Below are 20,629 nucleotides of genomic sequence, written 5' to 3' on the forward strand. Positions count from 1 at the left end.
CGCTTTTACCAACAAGGTATGCGGGCTGCAACCCTGATTCGGTCTATCTCTTAGGCATCTTTGTCACCCCCCCAGGGTATAATCTTAGTGAGTTTTGAGGAAAGCCGCCATGTTAGATTACAAATTCCCCAGGCACTGGCCCTCCGCCGATGAACTACCAGACTCTGATGAAACGCCTGTGGATAACGAACTGCAAGAACTAATACCAGGATTGCTAAAAGCAATATTGCTCATACTTTGGGCAGAACGCATGGATTGGTTTTTTGGCATAGATATGGGTATTTATCATCACCCGGATAAACCTGCCATTGTGCCCGATGCTTTCTTGAGTTTAGGTGTAGAAAGGTTTTATGATGAAGAATTGCGTCCCAGTTACGTGCTGTGGGATGAAAATGTTCTGCCTACTTTTGTGCTAGAAGTAGTTTCTCCAACTTATCGCAAGGAATACAGCACAAAGTTGGAGGAATATCAAGCTTTAGGCGTACTTTATTACGTCATTTATTCTTCCCGCCGCCGTCGTAAACCCCGTTTAGAAGTACACAAGTTAGTCAACGGAAAGTATGAATTACAGCCAGGACATCCAGTTTGGATGCCTGAAATTGGTTTAGGGATTGGTTGTGAAAAAGGAAGTTATTCTGGGGTGACAAGGGAGTGGTTGTATTGGTATGATGCCGATGGAAAACGTTATCTGACTCCTGAAGAACAGGTAAAAGAATCCAGGCAGCGCGCCCAACAGGAATCGCAGCGCGCCCAACAGGAAGCCCAGCGCGCCGATCGACTGGCTGAACGTTCCGATCGACTAGCTCAGCGATTGCGGGAGTTGGGGATAGATCCTGATAATCTGACCTGATGGCAATCAAGAGTACAACACAGAGATACTCTTGAGGCTCAAAAACCGGGTTTTGCAACCGAGATCGATCGTCGTCAACGAAAGATTTTCAGGAAAAACCCGGTTGCTGCATCCAGGAATGTGTGAATATTTATCGCAACAATCAGGAAAGATGCAGCTAGATTTGGAAAAAACAGAGAGTTGGACGGCAAACATTGAGATCCAGCTCGAAAACATGAAAATTAGGAGAGGTTCTTAAATAATGGTCATGAATCTGCGTTCTTACGATATCATCTGTTTTGGTGATGAAGTTCCAGGAGTTCTAGCTGTTATCTCGGCCTCCAGAGAATATCTTCGCCGAACAAAGCGTTATCCGCGAATTCTACTGATGTCGAAAGCAAGCTTGCAAGAAGGAATTGGCGGGCATTTGGTAAGAGGCGGTCTTGCTTATTTAGATAGAAGTCAGATTAGTGAAGAACTTCAACAATCTTTAAAGTTAGATACCTTTGGTTCACCGGCGACAATCTATAAAGAATTTTTACAAAAATCCGGCGTTAAGGCAATTGCACTTGACCCCCGCAAAGCCAGTGCAGCGCTGAAAGAAATGCTGGTACAAGCTGGGGCCGATCTCCTCAGCAAAGTAGAAATTAAATCAGTCAGTAAAGAAGGTCAAAAAATTGCCAGTATAACCACCTCTCAAGGCGTAGTTTATGCTGGCAAGCAATTTATTGATGCCACTGTCAATGCCGAATTAGCTCAAGCTGCCGGTGTGAGAAAGCTGAAGGGATTTGAAACATTGGGTCTGCCTAACTCAGAACTTCCAGTCACCCTCGTTTTTGAAACACAAGGACTCAGTGCAAGAGCACTGAAAGAATTCGATTATATTTATCTAAAACGCTTCACAAACCGGGCCGATGCAGAGAGTCAAAAATTTTTGCTGTACGCTGCCGACAAGGATGCCCAACTAGCAGAAGAACTCCGGCGGGAAATGACCGACACTAAAGGCAATCTCAAAACTCTGTGGGCGGGTAACGATTACATCGATGTTCGCTCGCCAGCTCTATCTGTAGCTTACCACTCCTTTAGAGGAAGAAAACTATCTTTTCCTGAAACCGGCATAATTCTAGATGAGGGAAATATAGCCATACTTCCAAATGATAGACTTTCGTGGAATGCGCTGTTATTTGCAGTCACCGCCAGCGAAGCAGAAGCCTTAGCTAGAAGCGGGAGCAAACCCACGGCTAATATGCAAAAAGAGATGTTATTTATTACAACTTGGCTGAGGAGTTTGGGGGCTACTTCTGTTACTTATTCCTCAGAACTTTATATCAGACACGCTGGCAATGTGACGGGAGTTGTAGAACCTTTAACTGGCGCACAAATGCTGTTAGGTGGCGTACCTGCTAATGAAGCCCTGGCAACATTTAGCTATCATTTTGATGTACGGGGAGGCATCCCGGGTATTCGCGATAAAGCAACTCATCTAGGATGGTTTAAAAGTCTGAGTTTTAAACACCCTATCTTTAATGTTGGCATCCGCCACGCATTAATTAAAAACGTTCCTAACCTGGCAGTGGTAAGTCCCTGTTCTGGATTTGAAGGATTTGCCTGTTCTGTCGGCAGAATTGTTGAATTCAACGCCGCAGTTGGTCAAGGTGTGGGTATCGCTGCGGTTAATGCCATTCTAAATAACAAAAATCTAGCCGATGTATCTAACCGAGAAGTGAGACAAGTTCTCGCTGAAACAGGTCAGTTACCTAAAATTTTTGGAACTCCAAATAATGGTGAGGCAATGCTATTGGCGCAATTCGAGACTCTTGTCAGTTCCGATGCTATTGCGTAATATAAATTCCGGTTGCAGTCCTCATGATTGTTGACTGTTGACTAAGCTGTTGTGGCATTTAAATTGTATGTCAAAAAATAATCAAGCTTTTTTGGGGTGTCCCACCCGCCCTGAATATACAATTTAAATGCTCAACTGTATTAGCCTACTCGTTAACAACCAATCCTTACTTCTTCTGCGGGCACTTCGGATGAATCCCCCCCTGCAAACAAATGTAAGCAATTTGACTTTTATCTAAATTTTTACCCTCCGCAAAATCAACTCCTAGGAATCGACCGGATTTACTACCAGTCGGACTTTGAATAAATTGATCCGAAGTTGCCTTCCCCAGAAACACAGCGCCTTTAAAATCGGCTCTCGCTAAATTCGCGCCCCTAAAATCAACCGAACTCACCTCCGCATTCCGAAAATTCGCATCTTGCAACTGAGCATCTTTTAAATTCACGTTGGCGAGTTTAGTCGAAGTCAAATCGGCCTTTTGTAAGTTGGCGCCGCTCAAATCAGCACCGGACAAATCAGCACCTTGCCATTCCGATTTAGACAAATTTGTCAAGGACAACTGAGCGCCTTGAGCCTTCACTTTGGCCAAACGCGCGCCTGACAAATCCGCTCGCGACAAATTCGCGCTTCCTATATCTGCCCCGGTAAAACTTGCATTTTTTAACAGTGCTTCCTGTAAATTTGCTCCAATTAAAATAGCACTGCTGAAATTAGCTGAATTCAAATTGCCGTTTGACAAATTAGCTTTGTTCATGACAGCACGCACAAAAGTAGTGCGGTTCATTACAGCACTGTTCAAAGACGCCCCGACCAAATTTACTCCTTCCAAATTAGCGCCACTCAAGTCAGAAATCCAATCGTCAAATGTACCCGGACGCCTGTCTTCGCCGGTGCCGTAAAAGCGAGATCCCTGCAAGCTGGCATTGGTTAAATTGGCATTTCTCAACTTAATTCCCGACAAGTCAACTTTGTTTAAAACTAAAGTAAACTGAGACGGGCCGGCAGGACTTTGAGCTAAATCTGTGCGGCTGAGATCCGCGCCGTTGAGCTGGCTGCTATACACTGTGAGAATTTTGCCGATCGCCCTTTGTACTGTTCGCTGGCGGGCGGCCGCTAACTCGCGTTCCGGGGCCTTGCCGCCAAAGCGCAGGGAATCCAGGTCGTTGCTGAGGGCCTGATTCAACCGCTGCAACTCAGGCAAAGCTTTCGGCCCGCTACTGACTAAAGCTTGCTGGATCGCGTCCAGCATGGCGCGGTTGTCTTCTTGAGCTAGCAAATCCGCTAGCAAAGGTACGGCGCGGGAGTCTTCCACCGCCCCCAATGCCAAAATGGCCGATCGCCTGCCCGATGCCCCGCTAGCCGATGTGGGAGACAATTTGCTAACTAAAGCTACAAATAATTCGTCGTTCCGCTGCCGGGAATCCCGCAAATTTGCTTGACTTTGAGTGTAGATGAGAGTGCCGACAAACAAAGTTAAAATCAATCCCGCGCTGCCGACGGTAACTATTACTAAAGTTGTGCCTGGGTGTTGGCGCATCCAATTCCACAAACTGGCATTTGCTTTCAGGCCGCTTTGTGGAGTCACAACCAAAGCCGCAATCTGCGCGTCTTCCTCAGTCCAATCTTGAGTCGGGACAGGATTGGCAGACTGTTGATTCGATCGAGCATTTACCACCAAAGTATTCGCGAGGCGATCGTGTCCAGATTGGCGTTTGTAACGCCATGCAAAAGCCCCGTCTGCGAGCACTGCCAAGCCGCTCAACCCCCCTAAAATCAGCAAATCAGGAAACGCACCGCTCAAGCGCCAAATGCCGTAAGCGACGCCCAGAGGCACTCCCCAGCGCCCCAAACTTTCGCGAATTAGCACTGGCCCAAAACCCGGAGGAGTACCCGACGCTGTGACAACTTTGACCCCGAACCAGCGTTTGGGGATAGTTTGACCGGTTCTGGCGAGCAAAAACAGTTGCCACCCCGCTAAAACTGCCGGTGCCAGCAGCGCCCCTGACCAAAATAGATTAGTTAGGGGTGCGACTCTGGAGCTGCGATCACGCACGGGTATGCCCAAGGTACGGGCCACGGTTTCGGATGCTGCTGCTACAGAGGAATTAAGCGGCACGGTTTCAGTTTCCTTGTTGACCAATGCCCCGATACTGAAGGGAACGAGGGCGCTGGCCGCTATTAACGAAATTTCCACTGCCCAAGCGCCGCACCTGCGAACCAGCAGTGGCATTTGCTTGGATTGTGTTTGCCAAGACGGATCGGGTTGATTGATGCCGCTGGGCGCGGTGGGATTAGCCATATTTAGAAATTCCTATTATTTGTCGTTATTTGAGGACTGGGGGGAAATTGCCAATTTATACGCTATGTAGATTAGCACTCCGAGAACGGCAAGAGTCATCAGCGCTGAAATTAGCTGTACGACGCTATTGAAGACTGTCAGGACAATTATCGCTCCGACGGCAAAGGCTGCCACTTGCCCCGGTTTGGGGAGTCTTTGAAATTTGTCGAGTAATTGATTGTATAAGGTTCCGACGGCTTGATAGCTGTCTGAATTTTGTGTGATGAGTGGCGATCGTTCTACTTTAGCTTTTAGTTCTCCGAACGCTTGCTGCCAATTGAAATTATTTTGAGGATTCATAAAAAAATTCCGAAGTTATTTTAGATTAATGTGTTTGGAACCGCCATTATCCCCTACCGTCAAAGAACTAGAACCAAATGCCATTGTGTGAGGAAACATGAAGATCCATTATCTGGGCGATCGCGGCAAACTGTGGTTTAGCTCGATCGTAACCCTAGCCTTGGCAATGATTTTAGCGGATGCGGGTGCTGTTCGGAGCCAACCGCTACAAATTGCTCCCGGATTTCCCGAACCGCTGGGAGTTTCTGGAGTTTCCGGCGGCCCGAACAATAGCGGCGACTGCGGTTTTGTCTCTCAAGGGCCGAACCACGTCATTGAAGTAACGCAGGATTTGCCTTACTGGCGGATTGCAGTACAAACCGCTGGAGCTCCGAGTTTGATGATTCAGGGGCCGAGGGGGCGTTTCTGCGTGCTGCCGGCGAATGCTGCTGCGGGGAATGTAGAATTTTCCGGTTATGGGGACAAGGGGACTTATGTTATTTTTGTGGGCGATCGAGCTCAAGGTCAACACCCTTACTCTCTCTCTATTTCCCAAAAGCGAAATTAAAAATACAACGGAATGAGGAGGCTTGCTGTCATAAACTTGGCTTTTTGGCGATCGTAAATAAGCCGGATTTCTGACAGCAAGTGCGTTAACTAGGGATTTCATATCACTTTTGTATGTGGTCTTTAACCCACTTGCGAAACAATCTGAGAGTTTGACTCGTGCCCACTGTTTGGCTTTGTTCGCAATATTGAGAAATAGCTTCAATAATTGGCAGATTGGGAAAAATCTGACTAATTTCCGATTCAACATATTTCCCTTCTTGAAGTACATTAATCAGAAGCTTCTTATTTTCATAGCGCCATATTTCAGGTACCCCCAGAGCTTCGTAAGCATCGAGTTGAGTTTTGGAAGTTAGATCGACTTCAATTGCTAAGTCAGGCGGCGGATCGACAGTTAAGTCGATCCGCTTTTTGCCAATCATTAGAGCGTAATTCTGAATGTAAAAGCAGTTGTCAGGTTCAATTCCTTGTAACATACTTTTTCGCTTAAAAGTCGTCGAACCAAAACATTCTCGATCAATTTCAAGTTCTTCGAGTAAGATTTTCACCATATCGCCAATGATTTCCTTATTGAATTCATGTTCTGATAGTGGCATCCTAATCTCCAAAGTTCCTTGACTGTAAGCTATTCTCGACCCACGGTGTTCTCCCAACTCTTCTAAAATTGCTTCAAATTCCTGCCAGTTGACATCATTGAACAGCACTCTATGTCCTGGGGGTACACTGATTTGCCTTAATTGCAGCGTTACCATTTGAATCTCCGATTTATTTAAGTTTATTATAACTGATACAATTTTTTGAGTTGAGGGTTATACAACGCCACCTCAACTTAATTTACTGGTAAATGTAGCCAAAAATCGAGCTGTCTAATCTGCGTTTTTTTGCTGGTTGTACAGTTCTTTAAACTTGCGCTGCTGCTCGTTGTGATCTACGATCGGAGAGGGATAATGAAGAAGTCGGCGTTCTAAAGGCGAAATATTTCCTGTTAGCAAAACTTTAGTATCAACGCGACGCAATTCTGGAACCCAGTGCCGAATATATTCCCCTTCCGGGTCGAATTTTTGAGCTTGACTCGCGGGATTAAATATTCGCAAAGGTTTCGGATCCATACCGCTCGATGCGCTCCACTGCCAGCCGCCGTTGTTAGCAGAAAGGTCGCCATCTATCAATTTTTGCATGAAGTATTTTTCACCCCACTGCCAGTTAATAATTAAATCTTTGGTGAGGAAACTGGCGACTATCATGCGGCAGCGATTGTGCATCCAACCTGTCTGATTTAACTGCCGCATTGCTGCATCGATAATAGGATAGCCTGTTTTGCCTTTACACCAAGCTTGAAAAAGCTTTTCATCGTTCTCCCACGGAAAGTCTTTGAATGCTTGACGGTAGGGGCCGTCTGCTAATTCTGGGAAGTTATACATGGCGTGTTGGTAAAATTCCCGCCACGCTATTTCCTGTTGCCAAGTACGGATGCTTGTAGACGCTTCTTCGCTGCGGCAAGTGTCCATTACTATCTGGGTAGCTTGCCAAACAGTGCGGATGCCAATTGCACCAAATTTGAGGGCTGCGCTGAGTTGGGATGTGCCGTTAAGGGCGGGGAAATTCCGCTGTTCTTGATATTGGTAAATTGCCCGATCGCAAAATTCTTCTAATTTTTGTTGCGCTGCATCTTCTCCGGGTTCTATTACTAAGGGATTTTCCCAAAGAAATCCTAAACTAGAGGCAGTTGGCACTGTTTCAATTGCACCTGCTTGGTTAGCGATTTCTTGTTCTTCGGCCGTTAATCCGGTCATTAATTCCAGATAAGTTATCGGCAGTGTCTCTACTGGTTGAGCTTTGGGTTTACTGTTCCATTTTTTCCAAAATGGTGTATAAACTGTGTATGGAGTCTTTGTACCGCTGCGAATTTCATCTGGGGCGTGCAGGACTTGATCCCAGAAATTTTGAACTTGAATTCCTGCTTGTTGGAGGGCGTTGGATACGGAGAGATCGCGCTGTTTTGCGTAGGGTTCTACATCCCAGTTCCAAAATACTGCTTGAGCATTTATAGCTGTTGCTAATCTCGGTATTCCTAGGATCGGGTCATCTTGAATGATCAGCAATTGGCTGCCTGCTTCCCTGTAACGCGAGGAGAGTTTTTGCAAGCAGCCGATCATGTATGTGACTCTGGCTGGCGCTACGTCCTCGCGATTTAGGATATTGCGATCGAGACAAAAAATTCCGACAACTTTCGGGCTTTGCTGGCGCGCTGCTGCCAGTCCGATGTTGTCAGAAATACGCAAGTCGCGGCGGTGCCAAAATAAAATTAGATTGGATATATCGGACATTCGATTTTAGATTTTAGATTTTAGATTTTAGATTTTTCAGTCCTGGACACAAGCGGGTTCAACAACCCGGTTTCTAAGTTAACTTTTATCGGTTTGACGCAGGATTTTTATAAGAAACCGGGTTTGTCTGTCAGTCCTATTTAAGTCAAAAATGGACGGGCTAAGAAAAAGCTAGAAATTGATTTTGCGTCAATTGGTTCCCCAGCTAAAATAGCTTTTTCTAATTCTTCAGGGGTGAATAAAACTGTTTCAATGTCTTCATCATCGTCTTGTGCTGGCGGCTTTTCCAGTTTTTCCAAATCTTGGGCTAAGAAAGCATAAATGATTTCGTCAGAATAACCGGGGGCGAGAAAAAATTGCCCTAATTTATGCCATTTTCCGGCGCGATATCCGGTTTCTTCTTCGATTTCGCGTTTGATAGTTTCGGCGGGGCTTTCATTGATTTCGACTGTCCCGGCGGGAAATTCTAAAATTCGCCCTTTGGTGGCAAAGCGATATTGGCGTACCAACACGAGTTTACCTTCGGGTGTGACAGGAACTGCAAGTGCTCCGCCCGGGTGGCGAATACATTCCCACTCGCCTTCGGAACCGTTGGGAAGACGGAGGGTGGCTACGTCAAAGTTAAATTTGCGCCCTTGGTAAAATAGGCGTTGTTTGAGGAGTTGGGGTAGTTCTTGACCGATCGACATAAGCGACAAGCGAATAATGTTTGATAGCACCGATTTAAGACATCATAGGCGATCTCATAGGATTTTAGATTTGAGATTTGAGATTTTAGATTGGGAATGACTGATAACTATCACTGTTTCGAGCTTACCTACGGTTGCATTTTTTGGGAAACTGGTACGATCCCCATGAATTGTAATCACTTTTTACAGTTGCAATTCTTGCACTCCGGAACAGTCTGCGGTTTGCAGGAGTTGGACGATCGCACTTTTCGTCACTGGATGCACCCAATCCGGGGCAATTTCTGCTAAAGGTACTAATACAAAAGCTCTTTCGGTCATCCGGGGATGAGGTAGAGTCAGTGTCGGAGTTTCTAGGACTAAATTGTCGTACAGCAGCAAATCTAGGTCTAGGGTTCTTGGCCCCCATTTTTCTCGGCGAATTCGATTAAATTGTATTTCAATTTCTAATAATTTTGCTAGCAATTGTTCGGGTTCTAATGCAACTTCTAGGATGGCGCAGGCGTTGATGTAATCGGGTTGGGGCGGCCCAACGGGGGCGGTTTGATACCAGCTTGAATGAGATTTTACTGCTATTCCTGGGGTGTTGTTGAGGGTTACGATCGCGCTTTTGAGTGTGGCGAGGGAGTCGCCTAAGTTGCTCCCAAGGGCGATCGCACATTTTGTTGATTTCATTGAAGAAGGAAGAAGGAAGAAGGTTCGGCAACGGATTGTGTAAAGGATGTAACGGATGTAACGGATGTCAGTCCGATGTCCGTCGGAAGAAGGAAGAAGTAAGAAGGAAGAGAGAAGAGGGAAGAGAGAAGAGGGGAGAGGGAAAAAGCAAGAAGAAAGAAGGATTTAGTTATCTAACCTACAAGCCGTATTTTATGCACAAAAAATCTGATATACAAAATATTATTTTAATCATAGCTTAATTTGGGGTTAATTTTTATTGATTATGATTGACAAGTGTCAGCATTTAGTTTAAAAAATAATGAGTTTGCACCGACGCTTATTTTCAGCCGGGATTTTGGCAACGGTCATTTTTACCGCAAATATATCAGTATCTTTAGCAGAAAGTAAGGAAAGCTATCTTACCCTAGATTCGGACGGCAGTCAATCTTTTGCGAGTTTAGTGCAGCAGGCGGAAGATTTAGCGAAAGAGTCGATCGCCCGCGAGTTTGAAGCAAATCCGGCATTAACAGAAGTTACAATCATCATTACAGCCGATCGCAGCCGACAAAGAGTTCCAGTTTTGCGATCGAGAGTATCCCGCCACGACTGGCAAAAAGATGCGAGAATCGAACAGTGGACTAGATATTTTGCGGATGCTCAATTGCTGCTGGGATTCAGAAACGGCAATATTTCGTCCGCAAATTCTGGATCTTCGCAAGTGATGAATGCACCTGCGCCTAGTCGATCGACATCCCGAGAAAATGATCCGGGTTTTCGAGATGATTGAAATCGGGCATCGGGCATCGGGCATCGGGCATCGGGCATCGAGCATCGGGCATTGGTAGCAAACAACAAATAACCAACAGCATGACACGGAAATCACGGATACACAGATAGATATTTGTTCTTGAATCTCTCTCTATTCCCAATTACCACTTGCCCATTAAAATATTTAACTTTTTGTTAACCTAAATACCTCCCAATTTTAATTAACCTTCAGGTTAACTCCCCTTAATTTAATAGTGATAGAGTTTCATACGGAATTATCTGATTAGGGAAGTTGGGCTGAACAGGAATTTATGTCTAAAATAACTCGCCGACAACTGCTAATTTTCTTCGGCAGCAGCGCAGCTACCACTGTGCTTGCCCCTCAACTAACTCAAACACTGTTTGGCATCAATTCCACCTCGACCGAAGCTGTGGTAGGGCCGCTCTCTTTCACTCCGTTAAGACTTCCCCACCCGCTGCCGGTTTATCAAGAATTGTCCAGCTTTATGCCGACGGGCTTAAACGGACAGGGAACCGTGATGGCGGCCTCGCAGAATACTAAATTAACCAGCTACAACGTTGTTGACGATGTGGTTGTACCGCCGGAATACGAACGGTATGTGATTCTCCGCTGGGGCGATCGAGTTTTTCCCAATCCAGCAGACTATTTCGGCTACAACAACGACTACACCGGCTTCGTAGGCCTTCGCGGCAGCAGTGACGACGGTTATCTTTGGGTTAACCACGAGTATGTAGGCTTTCCGATGTCGAAAGTGACGCCGGAAGCGCCGTCTGATCTGACACCATTTCCCACAACCGATCGCGCTGTCCTCGGTATAGACTTATCGGTAAAAAATCAGGCTACGCTCGGCGAATTTCTGTACAATCTTGGTGGTTCGATCGTTCGCATCACCAAACAGTCTAACGGTAGATTTCAGGCGATCGCCGGCGACCCCCTCAACCGCCGTATTCACGGACTTTCGGGCCTGGGAATCAACAGCCAGCGTACCGACAAATACAAAGATGTCACCTCCTGGGGAACCAGACAAGGGGATAACGAGTACCTCACGGGCACGGGCCCTGCGGCTACCCAAGTCTTCGCGCAAGTCAACACCGACGGACTCGGAAACCGCATTATCGGTACAGCCTACAACTGTTCCGGCGCCACAACCCCGTGGGGCACAATCCTCTCCGCTGAAGAAAACTTCCAAGGTAGCGAACTATTCTTCGTCGGGGTTCAGGAAAACATCAAACCCAACGGTGGCCAAACCAGCTACGCCAAGGGCACTATCGGTGAGGAATTCGGCTTAGTCGGCGAAAAATACGGCTGGATGGTAGAAGTCGATCCCCAAGATCCAAGTTTCCGCCCCCGGAAGCACACATGGTTGGGCCGTTTCCGCCACGAAAACGTCGCGATTCGCGCTGAAGCAGGCCGCAAGTTAATAGGGTACATGGGGGACGATCGGCGCGGCGGACACACCTGGAAATTTGTCAGCAACGGTACTGTCACCAATCCCGCAGATAAAAACAACAGCCGATTGTTTGAAGACGGCATTTTGTACGTTGCCCAATATAACCGCAACGGTACTGGAAGATGGCTGCCGCTAACATTAAATACCCCGACAAATCCGGTGCGTCCTTCTAAAGTGGGCGAGGCAGAATTAGCAACTTTTGGCAAAGCTCAAAGAGATGCCAATACTCGCTTGCCCAAACGCGCCGGAATTGCTGGTCAAACCGAAGACGGCGGTTCTTTTGTAGTAGATACAACCAATGAAGCAACAGCACTTCCTGGCTATAGCAATAAAACTCTTGCTAATTTTTACAGCAGCCAAGGCGCGGTTTTAGTTGATGCTTTCTTAGCTGCTAATTTGATTGGTGGCAGCCCGACGGCGCGGCCGGAAGATTTGGAAGTTAATCCTACTACTAAAGAAGTTTTCATTGCTTATACTGATGCCGCACCGGGAAGCGACGGCTATCCAGATTCTCGCATTTTTACTGTTGCTAAATACGGTAGCGCAGTCAACAGCACTCAGCAGTCGGGAGGACTTTACAAAATAATTGAAGACAGTCCAGACGGTGCAGGTTTGACTTTCCGCTGGCAGCGTTTGGCCCAAGGTGGAGAAGCGGGTTCAGTCTCTGGCGCGGGATTTGCTAGTGTAGACAATTTGGTTTTTGACCCTCAAGGCAATATTTGGGGCGTGACTGATATGTCTACGAGTACGCACAACGGTTTTGATGTCGGTGCGACTGGAAAGCCAACGACGATCGACCATAAAAAGACTGGAAATGTGTCAGATTTTACTGGAGTTTTCGGCAACAATTGGCTGTTTTATATCCCGACTTTCGGCCCGAATGCAGGAACAGTAATTCCGTTTGCTTACGGCCCGAATCGGTGCGAAATGACGGGGCCGACTTTTGTGGGAGATACGCTGTTGCTTTCGGTGCAGCATCCTGGGGAAGATTGCCCGATCGATGATGGTACTGTACTGAGTCGGCAAATTGAAATGTTGGATTTAAACGGTGCTGTTTTCAATCAAACTCGTAGTGTTTCTCGCGGGAGTTTGTGGCCGAGTAATATCTCGAATGATTCGCGCAGATCGCCGATGCCCTCGGTGATTGGAATTCGTCGGGTGCGATCGACTCCAACGGGCCAGTTTGTTTAAATAGGACTTACGCCTCGGCACCCAGAAACCTGGTTTTACGAATTTGGAGTAAGATTAAATGAACCGCGAGGCACGCGGACGCGAAGAAAGAGAAAGAATAAGATACTGTTCTTTATTCGCCCTCTTCGCGTCTTCGCGGTTCGTTCAAATAATTAAAAAAATGCCGAGGATAATTAATATAAAATCCCTTGAAAGCGAAAGTTTTAAGAAAATTGTACTTGGCGATATAAGTCGGCAATCGCAATTTCTAGATTTACCGATTCAAGTTGCAAGGAATCGCCCAAACCATACTCGGAGAAAACCCATTGCCCCTGTTGATTGCGCCGAAATATCTCTACTCCTGGCTGTTCTACTTGCACCAATACATACTCTTGCAGTGTTGAAAATTGGCGGTATTTAGCAAATTTAATGCCGCGATCTGCTGCTTCTGTGGAAGGCGATAAAACTTCGATAATCAAGGAAGGAAATTGCACTAATTGCGGATCGTTATCATGCTCATCACAAGTTACTACAACATCAGGATAAAAATAGTTTTTTCCTGGTTGCACTTTAACTTTTACATCTATAATGTAAATTTCGTAGGGGAGATTAAGGCGATCGTCTAATAGCTTGAAAAAGTTTATGGTAATTCGATTGTGATTGCGGGTTTGACCGCTGATCGCGACGACTTCGCCATCCCAATACTCGTAACGTTCTTCTTGGGTGGGTTCCCAAGCCAGGTATTCTTCTGCACTCATCGATGGGCGATCGGGTAAGGCAACCATAATGCGATCGGGAATGAAGTATGTTTATATAATAGCTTGAAGAAAAAGCGATTAAAAGGGCGGGTTTTTGAGATTGTCAATTATTGGCAGATATTTTTCGTGAACCCGCCCCTACCGTATTAGGGTAATCTACCGGAGATGATATCAGAGGTTTTGATTCCTCTGATTTAGATATTCCTCAAGCCTGCTGAGTCTGACGGGTTGTCAGGCCGTCAGGGACTAAATTCCTCATGTAAGTCACTGTAATTGATTAAGTGCGATCGTACCAACTTTGCAGCGCCAAGCGGTGAACTTCCCGCCAGCTAATATTTTTAAGTCGGGCAATTTCCGCGCAATCTTCGTATTCCGGCTGTACATTAACAATCGTTTCTCCAGACTTCGCAACTTTTATCTTGACTTCGCCGTATTCTGTTTTAACGGTCTGGATTTCTCGGTGTAAAATAGTTCTTTGTTGAGTCGAGATCCTAATTCCCAGAGTAGTAGTTTCGCGAAAGATCACAGCTTCGCAAGCATCCTCAAATTCTGGATGACAAATCGCAGTTAACAAAACCCCCAGCCGCGACTTTTTCATCACAATTGGGGCAGTGAAAACATCCACAGCTCCGGCGGCAAACAAAGCATCAAAAACATAGCCGATCGCCTGCGGACTCAAATCATCAATCTGCGTTTCCAATACCGTAATAGTTTCTATGGAATTGGGTATTGGGCATTGGGCATTGGGCATCGGGAATGGGGAATTAGTAGCCGTCTTTCTCCCACTCTCCCACTCTCCCACTCTCCCCCTCTCCCCTTCTGACTTCTCCCCAATCCAGAGGCGCAAAATATTAGGAATTGCCAGCATTCGAGAACCTGCACCCAAACCAATAGCCTGAATTTGCATCGACGGTGGCGGGCCGAAAGTAGAGGCGAGAGTACAGGCGATCGCCGTTCCCGTAGGAGTGCACAATTCGCGATCGATCCCATTGCTATAAACCGGCACTCGGTGCGTTTCCCACAACCGCATCACCGCCGGCGTCGGCACCGCTAATCTGCCGTGTGCAGCCTTCACCGTACCTGCACCAGTCGGCATCGCCGAAAAGTAAAACTCCTGAATATCCAACCAATCCAAACCCAAACAAGTACCGACAATATCAATAATTGCATCCGTCGCCCCCACCTCGTGAAAGTGAACCTCGCTTGCGGGGATACCATGTACGGCACCTTCTGCCTCTGCTAATTTGCCAAATACGGCCAAACTCCAAGCTTCCACGCGCGGAGGCAATTTTGCAGAGACGATGATTTGCTCAATTTCTGGCAAATTGCGGTGATGAGTGTGGCTAATTGCGGCATCTGGTTCCCCGTGACTGTGAGAATGTTCTTCCCCGTGATGATGATGGTGGTGGCGGGCGTCAAAAGTCGGGGATTCCGTTTCCGAGGGATCGAGTTCGATAGCGGAATTTTTGGGTTTTAACCCCAAATCCGCAGCTAAATCTACATAAAATTTAGTTGCTTGTTGAGTATTCCGGTGGACTAATTCCGTCCGCAACTGGTACTCTGTCGAAATGCCGAGCAAATTGAGTTTTTCGATTAGGTAGTCTAAAGGAACGCCAGCGTGGATGAGAGCTCCGATGCACATATCGCCAGCAATGCCGGTTGGACAGTCAAAATAAGCTATTTTATTCATTATTAACAATTAATTTTCAACATTGATTGTTTCACTCGATATTTCGATAGCCCACTTAGCCTGCAATATCTTAACATGGCAACTATTTACGAAGTGCATCCAGTTGCACCCCAAAGAGACCGGATCGAGAAGATTACAAAAGCTCTAAAAGATGGCGCAGTGATGCTTTATCCGACAGATACAGTTTACGCGATCGGCTGCGATCTCAACTCCAAGTCTGCGGTAGAACGAGTTAGGCAGATCAAGCAACTATCCAATGATAAGCCTTTAACGTTCTTGTGTTCCTCTCTGTCAAATATCACCGACTATGCTGCTGTCAGCGATGAAGCATACAGAATTATCAAGCGGTTAATACCGGGGCCTTATACATTTCTGCTGCCAGCTACCAAGTTAGTGCCACGGTTGGTAATGAACCCAAAACGGAAAACCACTGGAATTCGCGTTCCCGACCAGCGGCTTTGTTTTACACTGTTGGAAGCCTTGGGAAATCCAATTATTTCAACATCCGCTCACATTACCACGGATGATGAAGGTGCAGCACCAGTCCCTGCATCTAAAGCAGAAAGCTTTGGCAAAGCTGAACTTTTTGACTGTTTTACAAAGCTAGTAGATGTCATTGTCGATGACGGTTCCGATCCGGGATATCAAGTTTCTACCATTCTCGATTTGACACAAAGCGAACCGACTGTTGTTCGCCGTGGTTTGGGTTCGGAAGCTGTCGCCGTTTGGGAAGATTAAAATTTTAAGGGGCCGGTTAAGCGCTAAATTCGCCCACAACCCGCCCCATTTTTTTAGTTCTAAACTGCTTTAAGCCTCGACCTTAACTCCTTTCCAAAAAGCAATATATCCGGCAATATTTTTAGCAGCATCTTTCGGAGTAGGATAGTACCACGCAGCATCTTTATTAACTTGTCCGCCGACTTCGACACTGTAGTAACTAGCAACACCTTTCCAACCGCAAGTAGTGTGAGTGCTGCTGTCCTTGAAATACTCGCGGTTGATGGCATCGGCGGGGAAATAATAGTTGTTGTCTACAATTTCGCACTTGTCGCTCTCGGCCAAAACGGCACCATTCCAAATTGCTTTCGGCATCAGTTTTTCTGCTTAAATTGAGATTCTCAATTATTGTAACTGTATTTGTGCTCAAAAGGCATAGAATAGTTTAGAAGCCAACAACCAACTACTGCAAATGCCAGCGTCTCATCCGCCAATATCTTCTGTGCCGCTGTCCCTGGAACAAGCACTCAAACATTTTTTTGGCTATGACTCTTTCCGTCCGGGACAGCAGGAAATTGTCGAAGCTGCTTTACAAAAACGGGATATGATGATTGTCATGCCGACAGGCGGTGGCAAGTCTTTGTGTTTTCAATTACCGGCACTGTTGAAACCGGGATTGACAGTGGTTGTTTCACCGTTAATTGCTCTGATGCAAGACCAGGTGGAAGCTTTGCAGGATAATGGAATTGGGGCGACTTTTCTCAACAGCACTTTGAGCAGTCAGGAAACCCGATCGCGCGAAACTGCGATTCTCGAAGGTAAGATTAAATTGCTTTATGTTGCACCCGAACGCTTGCTGGGTGAGAGATTTTTACCATTTTTAGATATAGTAGCAAATAAGTTAGGAATTTCGGCATTTGCGATCGACGAAGCCCACTGCGTTTCGGAATGGGGGCACGACTTTCGACCAGAATACAGGCAAATGCAGCGAGTGCGCGATCGATATCCCGACATTCCCATTATGGCACTAACAGCCACCGCCACCGAGCGCGTCCGCCAAGATATTATCCAGCAGCTAACTCTGCGAAATCCATACATCCACGTCGCCAGCTTCAACCGCCCCAATTTATACTACGAAGTTCGCCCCAAAACCAAACACAGTTTTGCCGAAGTTTTGCAAATCATCCAAAAAAAAGGCGGTTCAGGAATTATCTATTGTCTCAGCCGCAAAAAAGTTGACGAAGTTGCCTATAAATTACAACAAAGTGGCATCCAAGCCTTACCCTACCACGCCGGAATGAGCGATGTCGATCGCGCAACCAATCAAACCCGCTTCATTCGCGACGACGTGCAAGTAATGGTAGCCACAATAGCCTTCGGTATGGGCATTAACAAACCCGACGTGAGGTTTGTAATTCACTACGACTTGCCCAAGAATCTAGAAGGATACTATCAAGAATCAGGCCGCGCAGGCAGAGACAACGAACCCGCCCATTGCAGCTTATTTTTCGGCTACGGCGATGTCAAAATGATCGACTACATCATCGAGCAAAAACCTGATCCACAAGAACAACGAATTGCCCGCCAACAGTTGCGTCGAGTCATCAACTATGCAGAATCCACCGATTGCCGTCGTACAATCCAGTTAAGTTATTTTGGCGATTCATTCCCCGGAAACTGCGGTACTTGCGATAACTGTTGCAACCAAAAACCCGTAGAAGATTGGACGATTGAGGCAATGAAATTTCTTTCTTGCGTCGCCCGCTGCCAAGAAAAATTCGGCATGAATCACATCATCGACGTGCTGCGCGGTTCAAAGAATCAAAAAATATTGCAATACCAGCACCACCAACTTTCTACTTACGGAATTGGCAAAGATAGAAGTGCTGATGAATGGAAAAAACTGAGTCGTTCGCTGTTAAATCAAGGTTTTTTAGACGAAAAAACAGACGGGTTTCCAATTTTGAAACTGAATGAAAAAAGTTGGGAAATTATGAAACGTCAGCGCACAGTTGAAATCGCCATTGAACCCCAGCGGGAAGTACAGGGAAAAGTTCGTTCTTTGGCAGTAGAAGTAGAGGGTTTATTTACCATACTGCGGACGCTACGCAAGCAAATTGCCGACGAACAATTTGTGCCACCTTACGTAGTTTTTGCGGATAAAAGCTTGCGAGACATGGCAGAAAAACGCCCGCAAAATCTCACAGAATTCGAGGAAGTTTACGGCGTTGGCAGCAACAAGCGAGATAAGTACGGTAAGGTTTTTTTGGAGGCAATTCGCACTTTTTGCCAAGAACAAGGATTGCCAAGTGGTGCTGCATCTTCTGATGTCGTTAATCTTCCCAATCTTGCTAACGTTGCGTCTTATTCGCAGATGCAAACCTGGGAATTATACCGACAAGGTTTGACAGTTCAAGGAATAGCTAATGCGCGGGGTATGAGCCCTAATACTATTTCTGGGCATCTGATAGAATTGATGGAAATGGGCAGGGAAGTTGATATAAATTTGTTGGTAGAACCGGAACGCCAGCAGGCGATAGTGTACGCAATTGAAGTTATGGGGGATGAAAAACTGAGAGCAATTTATGATTTTTTAGAAGAACGTTATACGTTTGAAGAGATTAAGTTTGTGCGCGCTTGGTGGCGGCAAAATTATGTAACTTTTTAACCCCAGATGTATGCAGATGAACGCAGATAATTAATAGATAGGACGGAAAAATGAGAATTAAAAAAGTAGCTTTTTGCGATAATGTATTAGAGTGGCGCTTTGACCCAATCTATTTTTCTAATCTGGCCTTGTTAGTTGGGGTATCTGGCGTTGGCAAAACTCAAATACTCAAAGGAATTTTACGTTTAAAAGAGATAGCGAATGGTGCTTCGTTAAACGGCTTAGTATGGGATATTACATTTTCTACAATCAACGATGTGGAGTACCAATGGCAAGGCGAGTTTGAAACAAAAAAAGTTCCTGTCCTAATTCCAAATGAGGAAGACGAAGCCAGTAACTTTAGGATTGTTCGTGAGCATTTATCTAGAAATGGGGATACAATTATCGAAAGAAACTCTACCGAAATCAAGTTTAAAGGAAACACAACGCCAAAACTATCACCGTTTCAAAGCGCAGTGCAAATCTTAAATCAAGAAGAAGATATCTTCCCTGTTCAGCAGGGTTTTAATAAAGTTATTTACAGTGATAACTCTAGCTCTTTTAATGGAGGACTAGCTATACATCACAGGTTAATGTCAATATTCGCATCAAGTAAAGTTTCATTAAAAATCAACCTTTCATTGGATAGTATTAAAGCAAGTAATTTACCAATACTTCTAAAAATGGCTTTGATTGCCACCGATTATCCAGATGTGTTTGATAACATTAAGCGCACATTTAGAGATGTATTTCCTCAAGTTAAAAATGTTAAAATAGAATCAGTAAAAGAGAATGATAGTCTATCTTTTTCAGCTTATCCCGTGCAAATCCAAGAAAAAGGTGTCAATAATTGGATTTCTCAGAATAACATTTCGTCGGGAATGCTGAAAACGCTAATTCTGATTAGCGAACTGTACTTTTCACCAGAAGGAACTGTAATTCTGATCGATGAATTTGAAAATGCTTTAGGGATTAACTGTATCGATTTTGTTACCGATTTGCTCACTGAAAACCGAAATATTCAATTTATCCTCACCAGTCATCACCCCTACATAATCAACAATATCAGCATGGAATACTGGAAAATAGTAACTCGCAAGGGAGGTGTAGTAACGGTAACTGATGCTAAAGATTTGAACCTGGGAAAATCTAGACATCAGGCTTTTACGCAACTGATTAATCTTGAAGAATATAGCGAAGGAATCAAAGTTGAATGAATCTGTATTTTTTGGTCGAAGGGATGCAATCGGAGAGAAAAGTTTATCCAGCTTGGCTAACTCATCTATTGCCAGAATTAACACGAGTTCAGACTTACGATGAGGTGAATGAAAAAAATTATTACCTGATTAGTGGCGAAGGATATCCTTCATTATATGATTTTATTCCTCCTTCGATTGAGGAAATTAACTTAAGCGGCAAATACAACTATTTTGTCGTGTGTCTTGATGCCGAGGAAAATACTGTTGCAGAAAGGCACGCAGAAATTTATGATTTTTTAAATCAGGAAAAGCTAGTATTAAAAAATACAGAACTTGTGCTAATTGTTCAAAATCGCTGCTTGGAAAGTTGGCTGCTGGGCAATCGCAATATTTATGCAACACATTCTCAAAAGTTAATACATCCTAAGAGTCAATTTTTATTAGATTATACTAAGTATTATAATGTTTCAGTTGACTGTCCTGAAAAAATGGGAAAATATCCAGATTTTAATACCCATGCTCAGTTTCATGGAGCTTATTTGGGGTGCATCTCACGTTTGCAAATATATGAAAAAAGGGCGAAAATGAAAAAGCTAGTAAAACTATGAAAAAAGATGAGGAAAAAAATGACACCCGAAGACCAAAAGCGCCTAAAAGCACACTTAAAAGAGGTAGCATCCAT

General features: G+C 45.3%; 19 protein-coding genes. 10 read left to right on the forward strand and 9 right to left on the reverse strand.

Annotated features, from left to right (window positions below):
* The first annotated feature begins 109 nt into the window (after window positions 1-109).
* Together QUA10_RS26605 and QUA10_RS26610 are read left to right on the forward strand one after the other, a co-directional pair.
* On the forward strand, window positions 110-850 hold the full coding sequence (locus tag QUA10_RS26605; protein ID WP_333085550.1) for a Uma2 family endonuclease: 741 nt from the start codon (window positions 110-112) through the stop codon (window positions 848-850).
* A 241-nt stretch (window positions 851-1,091) separates the two neighbouring features.
* Complete coding sequence (locus QUA10_RS26610) at window positions 1,092-2,672, forward strand: FAD-dependent oxidoreductase (RefSeq protein ID WP_333086425.1); 1,581 nt, start codon at window positions 1,092-1,094, stop codon at window positions 2,670-2,672.
* 166 nt (window positions 2,673-2,838) lie between these two features.
* On the opposite strand, the gene QUA10_RS26615 is transcribed toward QUA10_RS26610, so the two are convergent.
* Both QUA10_RS26615 and QUA10_RS26620 read right to left on the reverse strand, forming a co-directional pair.
* Window positions 2,839-4,971 (reverse strand): pentapeptide repeat-containing protein, encoded by a 2,133-nt coding sequence (locus QUA10_RS26615; protein ID WP_333085548.1) that lies wholly within the window; start codon window positions 4,969-4,971, stop codon window positions 2,839-2,841.
* Window positions 4,972-4,986: 15 nt separating this feature from the next.
* Complete coding sequence (locus QUA10_RS26620; protein WP_333085547.1) at window positions 4,987-5,310, reverse strand: hypothetical protein; 324 nt, start codon at window positions 5,308-5,310, stop codon at window positions 4,987-4,989.
* Between the two features lie 97 nt (window positions 5,311-5,407).
* Here QUA10_RS26620 and QUA10_RS26625 point away from each other — a divergent pair, with 97 nt between their 5' ends.
* A complete protein-coding gene (locus tag QUA10_RS26625; RefSeq protein WP_333085546.1) occupies window positions 5,408-5,857 on the forward strand; it encodes a hypothetical protein in 450 nt (149 codons plus the stop codon).
* A 103-nt stretch (window positions 5,858-5,960) separates the two neighbouring features.
* Here the strand turns inward: QUA10_RS26625 and QUA10_RS26630 are convergent, their stop codons facing one another.
* The 4 genes from QUA10_RS26630 to folK all read right to left on the reverse strand — a co-directional run bounded on the left by QUA10_RS26630 (window position 5,961) and on the right by folK (window position 9,544).
* The gene (locus tag QUA10_RS26630) at window positions 5,961-6,608 is read right to left on the reverse strand and encodes a Uma2 family endonuclease (RefSeq protein ID WP_333085545.1); all 648 of its coding nucleotides are present in this window, start codon (window positions 6,606-6,608) and stop codon (window positions 5,961-5,963) included.
* Between the two features lie 114 nt (window positions 6,609-6,722).
* Entirely contained in the window at window positions 6,723-8,174 is a 1,452-nt protein-coding gene (locus QUA10_RS26635) for an FAD-binding domain-containing protein (protein WP_333085552.1), read from the reverse strand.
* A 149-nt stretch (window positions 8,175-8,323) separates the two neighbouring features.
* Window positions 8,324-8,872 carry an NUDIX hydrolase gene (locus tag QUA10_RS26640; protein WP_333085551.1) on the reverse strand — a complete coding sequence of 183 codons (549 nt, stop codon included), beginning with the start codon at window positions 8,870-8,872 and terminating at the stop codon, window positions 8,324-8,326.
* A gap of 183 nt (window positions 8,873-9,055) precedes the next feature.
* Complete coding sequence (folK, locus tag QUA10_RS26645; RefSeq protein ID WP_333085544.1) at window positions 9,056-9,544, reverse strand: 2-amino-4-hydroxy-6-hydroxymethyldihydropteridine diphosphokinase; 489 nt, start codon at window positions 9,542-9,544, stop codon at window positions 9,056-9,058.
* Here folK and QUA10_RS26650 point away from each other — a divergent pair.
* From QUA10_RS26650 to QUA10_RS26660, 3 genes are all read left to right on the forward strand, one after another.
* Window positions 9,544-9,786, forward strand: coding sequence for a hypothetical protein (locus QUA10_RS26650; RefSeq protein ID WP_333085543.1), 243 nt, complete (start codon window positions 9,544-9,546; stop codon window positions 9,784-9,786). The two genes, folK and QUA10_RS26650, sit on opposite strands and share 1 nt — an antisense overlap.
* 59 nt (window positions 9,787-9,845) lie before the next feature.
* On the forward strand, window positions 9,846-10,313 hold the full coding sequence (locus tag QUA10_RS26655) for a hypothetical protein (protein WP_333085542.1): 468 nt from the start codon (window positions 9,846-9,848) through the stop codon (window positions 10,311-10,313).
* Window positions 10,314-10,605: 292 nt separating this feature from the next.
* On the forward strand, window positions 10,606-12,957 hold the full coding sequence (locus tag QUA10_RS26660; protein WP_333085541.1) for a PhoX family phosphatase: 2,352 nt from the start codon (window positions 10,606-10,608) through the stop codon (window positions 12,955-12,957).
* 203 nt (window positions 12,958-13,160) lie between these two features.
* Here QUA10_RS26660 and QUA10_RS26665 read toward each other — a convergent pair whose 3' ends face one another.
* A complete protein-coding gene (locus tag QUA10_RS26665) occupies window positions 13,161-13,721 on the reverse strand; it encodes a Uma2 family endonuclease (protein ID WP_333085540.1) in 561 nt (186 codons plus the stop codon).
* A 250-nt stretch (window positions 13,722-13,971) separates the two neighbouring features.
* On the reverse strand, window positions 13,972-15,384 hold the full coding sequence (larC, locus tag QUA10_RS26670; protein ID WP_333085539.1) for a nickel pincer cofactor biosynthesis protein LarC: 1,413 nt from the start codon (window positions 15,382-15,384) through the stop codon (window positions 13,972-13,974).
* Between the two features lie 75 nt (window positions 15,385-15,459).
* Between larC and QUA10_RS26675 the strand changes: the two genes are divergently transcribed.
* Window positions 15,460-16,122: an L-threonylcarbamoyladenylate synthase gene (locus QUA10_RS26675; RefSeq protein WP_333085538.1), complete on the forward strand. Its 663-nt coding sequence runs from the start codon at window positions 15,460-15,462 to the stop codon at window positions 16,120-16,122.
* A gap of 69 nt (window positions 16,123-16,191) precedes the next feature.
* Here the strand turns inward: QUA10_RS26675 and QUA10_RS26680 are convergent, their stop codons facing one another.
* Window positions 16,192-16,476: a DUF427 domain-containing protein gene (locus tag QUA10_RS26680; RefSeq protein ID WP_190738299.1), complete on the reverse strand. Its 285-nt coding sequence runs from the start codon at window positions 16,474-16,476 to the stop codon at window positions 16,192-16,194.
* 97 nt (window positions 16,477-16,573) lie between these two features.
* On the opposite strand from QUA10_RS26680, the gene recQ reads away from it, so the two are divergent.
* Genes recQ through QUA10_RS26695 form a run of 3 tightly spaced genes read left to right on the forward strand, consistent with a single transcriptional unit; the run spans window position 16,574 to window position 20,555 of the window.
* The gene (gene recQ / locus QUA10_RS26685) at window positions 16,574-18,769 is read left to right on the forward strand and encodes a DNA helicase RecQ (protein ID WP_333085537.1); all 2,196 of its coding nucleotides are present in this window, start codon (window positions 16,574-16,576) and stop codon (window positions 18,767-18,769) included.
* Between the two features lie 50 nt (window positions 18,770-18,819).
* On the forward strand, window positions 18,820-19,965 hold the full coding sequence (locus tag QUA10_RS26690; protein ID WP_333085536.1) for an ATP-binding protein: 1,146 nt from the start codon (window positions 18,820-18,822) through the stop codon (window positions 19,963-19,965).
* Entirely contained in the window at window positions 19,962-20,555 is a 594-nt protein-coding gene (locus tag QUA10_RS26695) for a hypothetical protein (protein WP_333085534.1), read from the forward strand. The genes QUA10_RS26690 and QUA10_RS26695 overlap by 4 nt, the downstream gene beginning before the upstream one ends.
* Window positions 20,556-20,629 lie beyond the last annotated feature (74 nt).

The sequence above is a fragment of the Microcoleus sp. Pol8_D6 genome, assembly GCF_036700965.1.
Classification (GTDB): domain Bacteria; phylum Cyanobacteriota; class Cyanobacteriia; order Cyanobacteriales; family Microcoleaceae; genus Microcoleus.

Excerpts from the sequence above, each read along its gene's own strand:
- QUA10_RS26605 (WP_333085550.1), top strand. The coding sequence starts at position 110 with ATGTTAGATTACAAATTCCCCAGGCACTGGCCCTCCGCCGATGAACTA.
- QUA10_RS26610 (WP_333086425.1), top strand. The coding sequence starts at position 1,092 with ATGGTCATGAATCTGCGTTCTTACGATATCATCTGTTTTGGTGATGAA.
- QUA10_RS26615 (WP_333085548.1), bottom strand. The coding sequence starts at position 4,971 with ATGGCTAATCCCACCGCGCCCAGCGGCATCAATCAACCCGATCCGTCT.
- QUA10_RS26620 (WP_333085547.1), bottom strand. The coding sequence starts at position 5,310 with ATGAATCCTCAAAATAATTTCAATTGGCAGCAAGCGTTCGGAGAACTA.
- QUA10_RS26625 (WP_333085546.1), top strand. The coding sequence starts at position 5,408 with ATGAAGATCCATTATCTGGGCGATCGCGGCAAACTGTGGTTTAGCTCG.
- QUA10_RS26630 (WP_333085545.1), bottom strand. The coding sequence starts at position 6,608 with ATGGTAACGCTGCAATTAAGGCAAATCAGTGTACCCCCAGGACATAGA.
- QUA10_RS26640 (WP_333085551.1), bottom strand. The coding sequence starts at position 8,872 with ATGTCGATCGGTCAAGAACTACCCCAACTCCTCAAACAACGCCTATTT.
- folK (WP_333085544.1), bottom strand. The coding sequence starts at position 9,544 with ATGAAATCAACAAAATGTGCGATCGCCCTTGGGAGCAACTTAGGCGAC.
- QUA10_RS26655 (WP_333085542.1), top strand. The coding sequence starts at position 9,846 with ATGAGTTTGCACCGACGCTTATTTTCAGCCGGGATTTTGGCAACGGTC.
- QUA10_RS26660 (WP_333085541.1), top strand. The coding sequence starts at position 10,606 with ATGTCTAAAATAACTCGCCGACAACTGCTAATTTTCTTCGGCAGCAGC.
- QUA10_RS26665 (WP_333085540.1), bottom strand. The coding sequence starts at position 13,721 with ATGGTTGCCTTACCCGATCGCCCATCGATGAGTGCAGAAGAATACCTG.
- larC (WP_333085539.1), bottom strand. The coding sequence starts at position 15,384 with ATGAATAAAATAGCTTATTTTGACTGTCCAACCGGCATTGCTGGCGAT.
- QUA10_RS26675 (WP_333085538.1), top strand. The coding sequence starts at position 15,460 with ATGGCAACTATTTACGAAGTGCATCCAGTTGCACCCCAAAGAGACCGG.
- QUA10_RS26680 (WP_190738299.1), bottom strand. The coding sequence starts at position 16,476 with ATGCCGAAAGCAATTTGGAATGGTGCCGTTTTGGCCGAGAGCGACAAG.
- recQ (WP_333085537.1), top strand. The coding sequence starts at position 16,574 with ATGCCAGCGTCTCATCCGCCAATATCTTCTGTGCCGCTGTCCCTGGAA.
- QUA10_RS26690 (WP_333085536.1), top strand. The coding sequence starts at position 18,820 with ATGAGAATTAAAAAAGTAGCTTTTTGCGATAATGTATTAGAGTGGCGC.
- QUA10_RS26695 (WP_333085534.1), top strand. The coding sequence starts at position 19,962 with ATGAATCTGTATTTTTTGGTCGAAGGGATGCAATCGGAGAGAAAAGTT.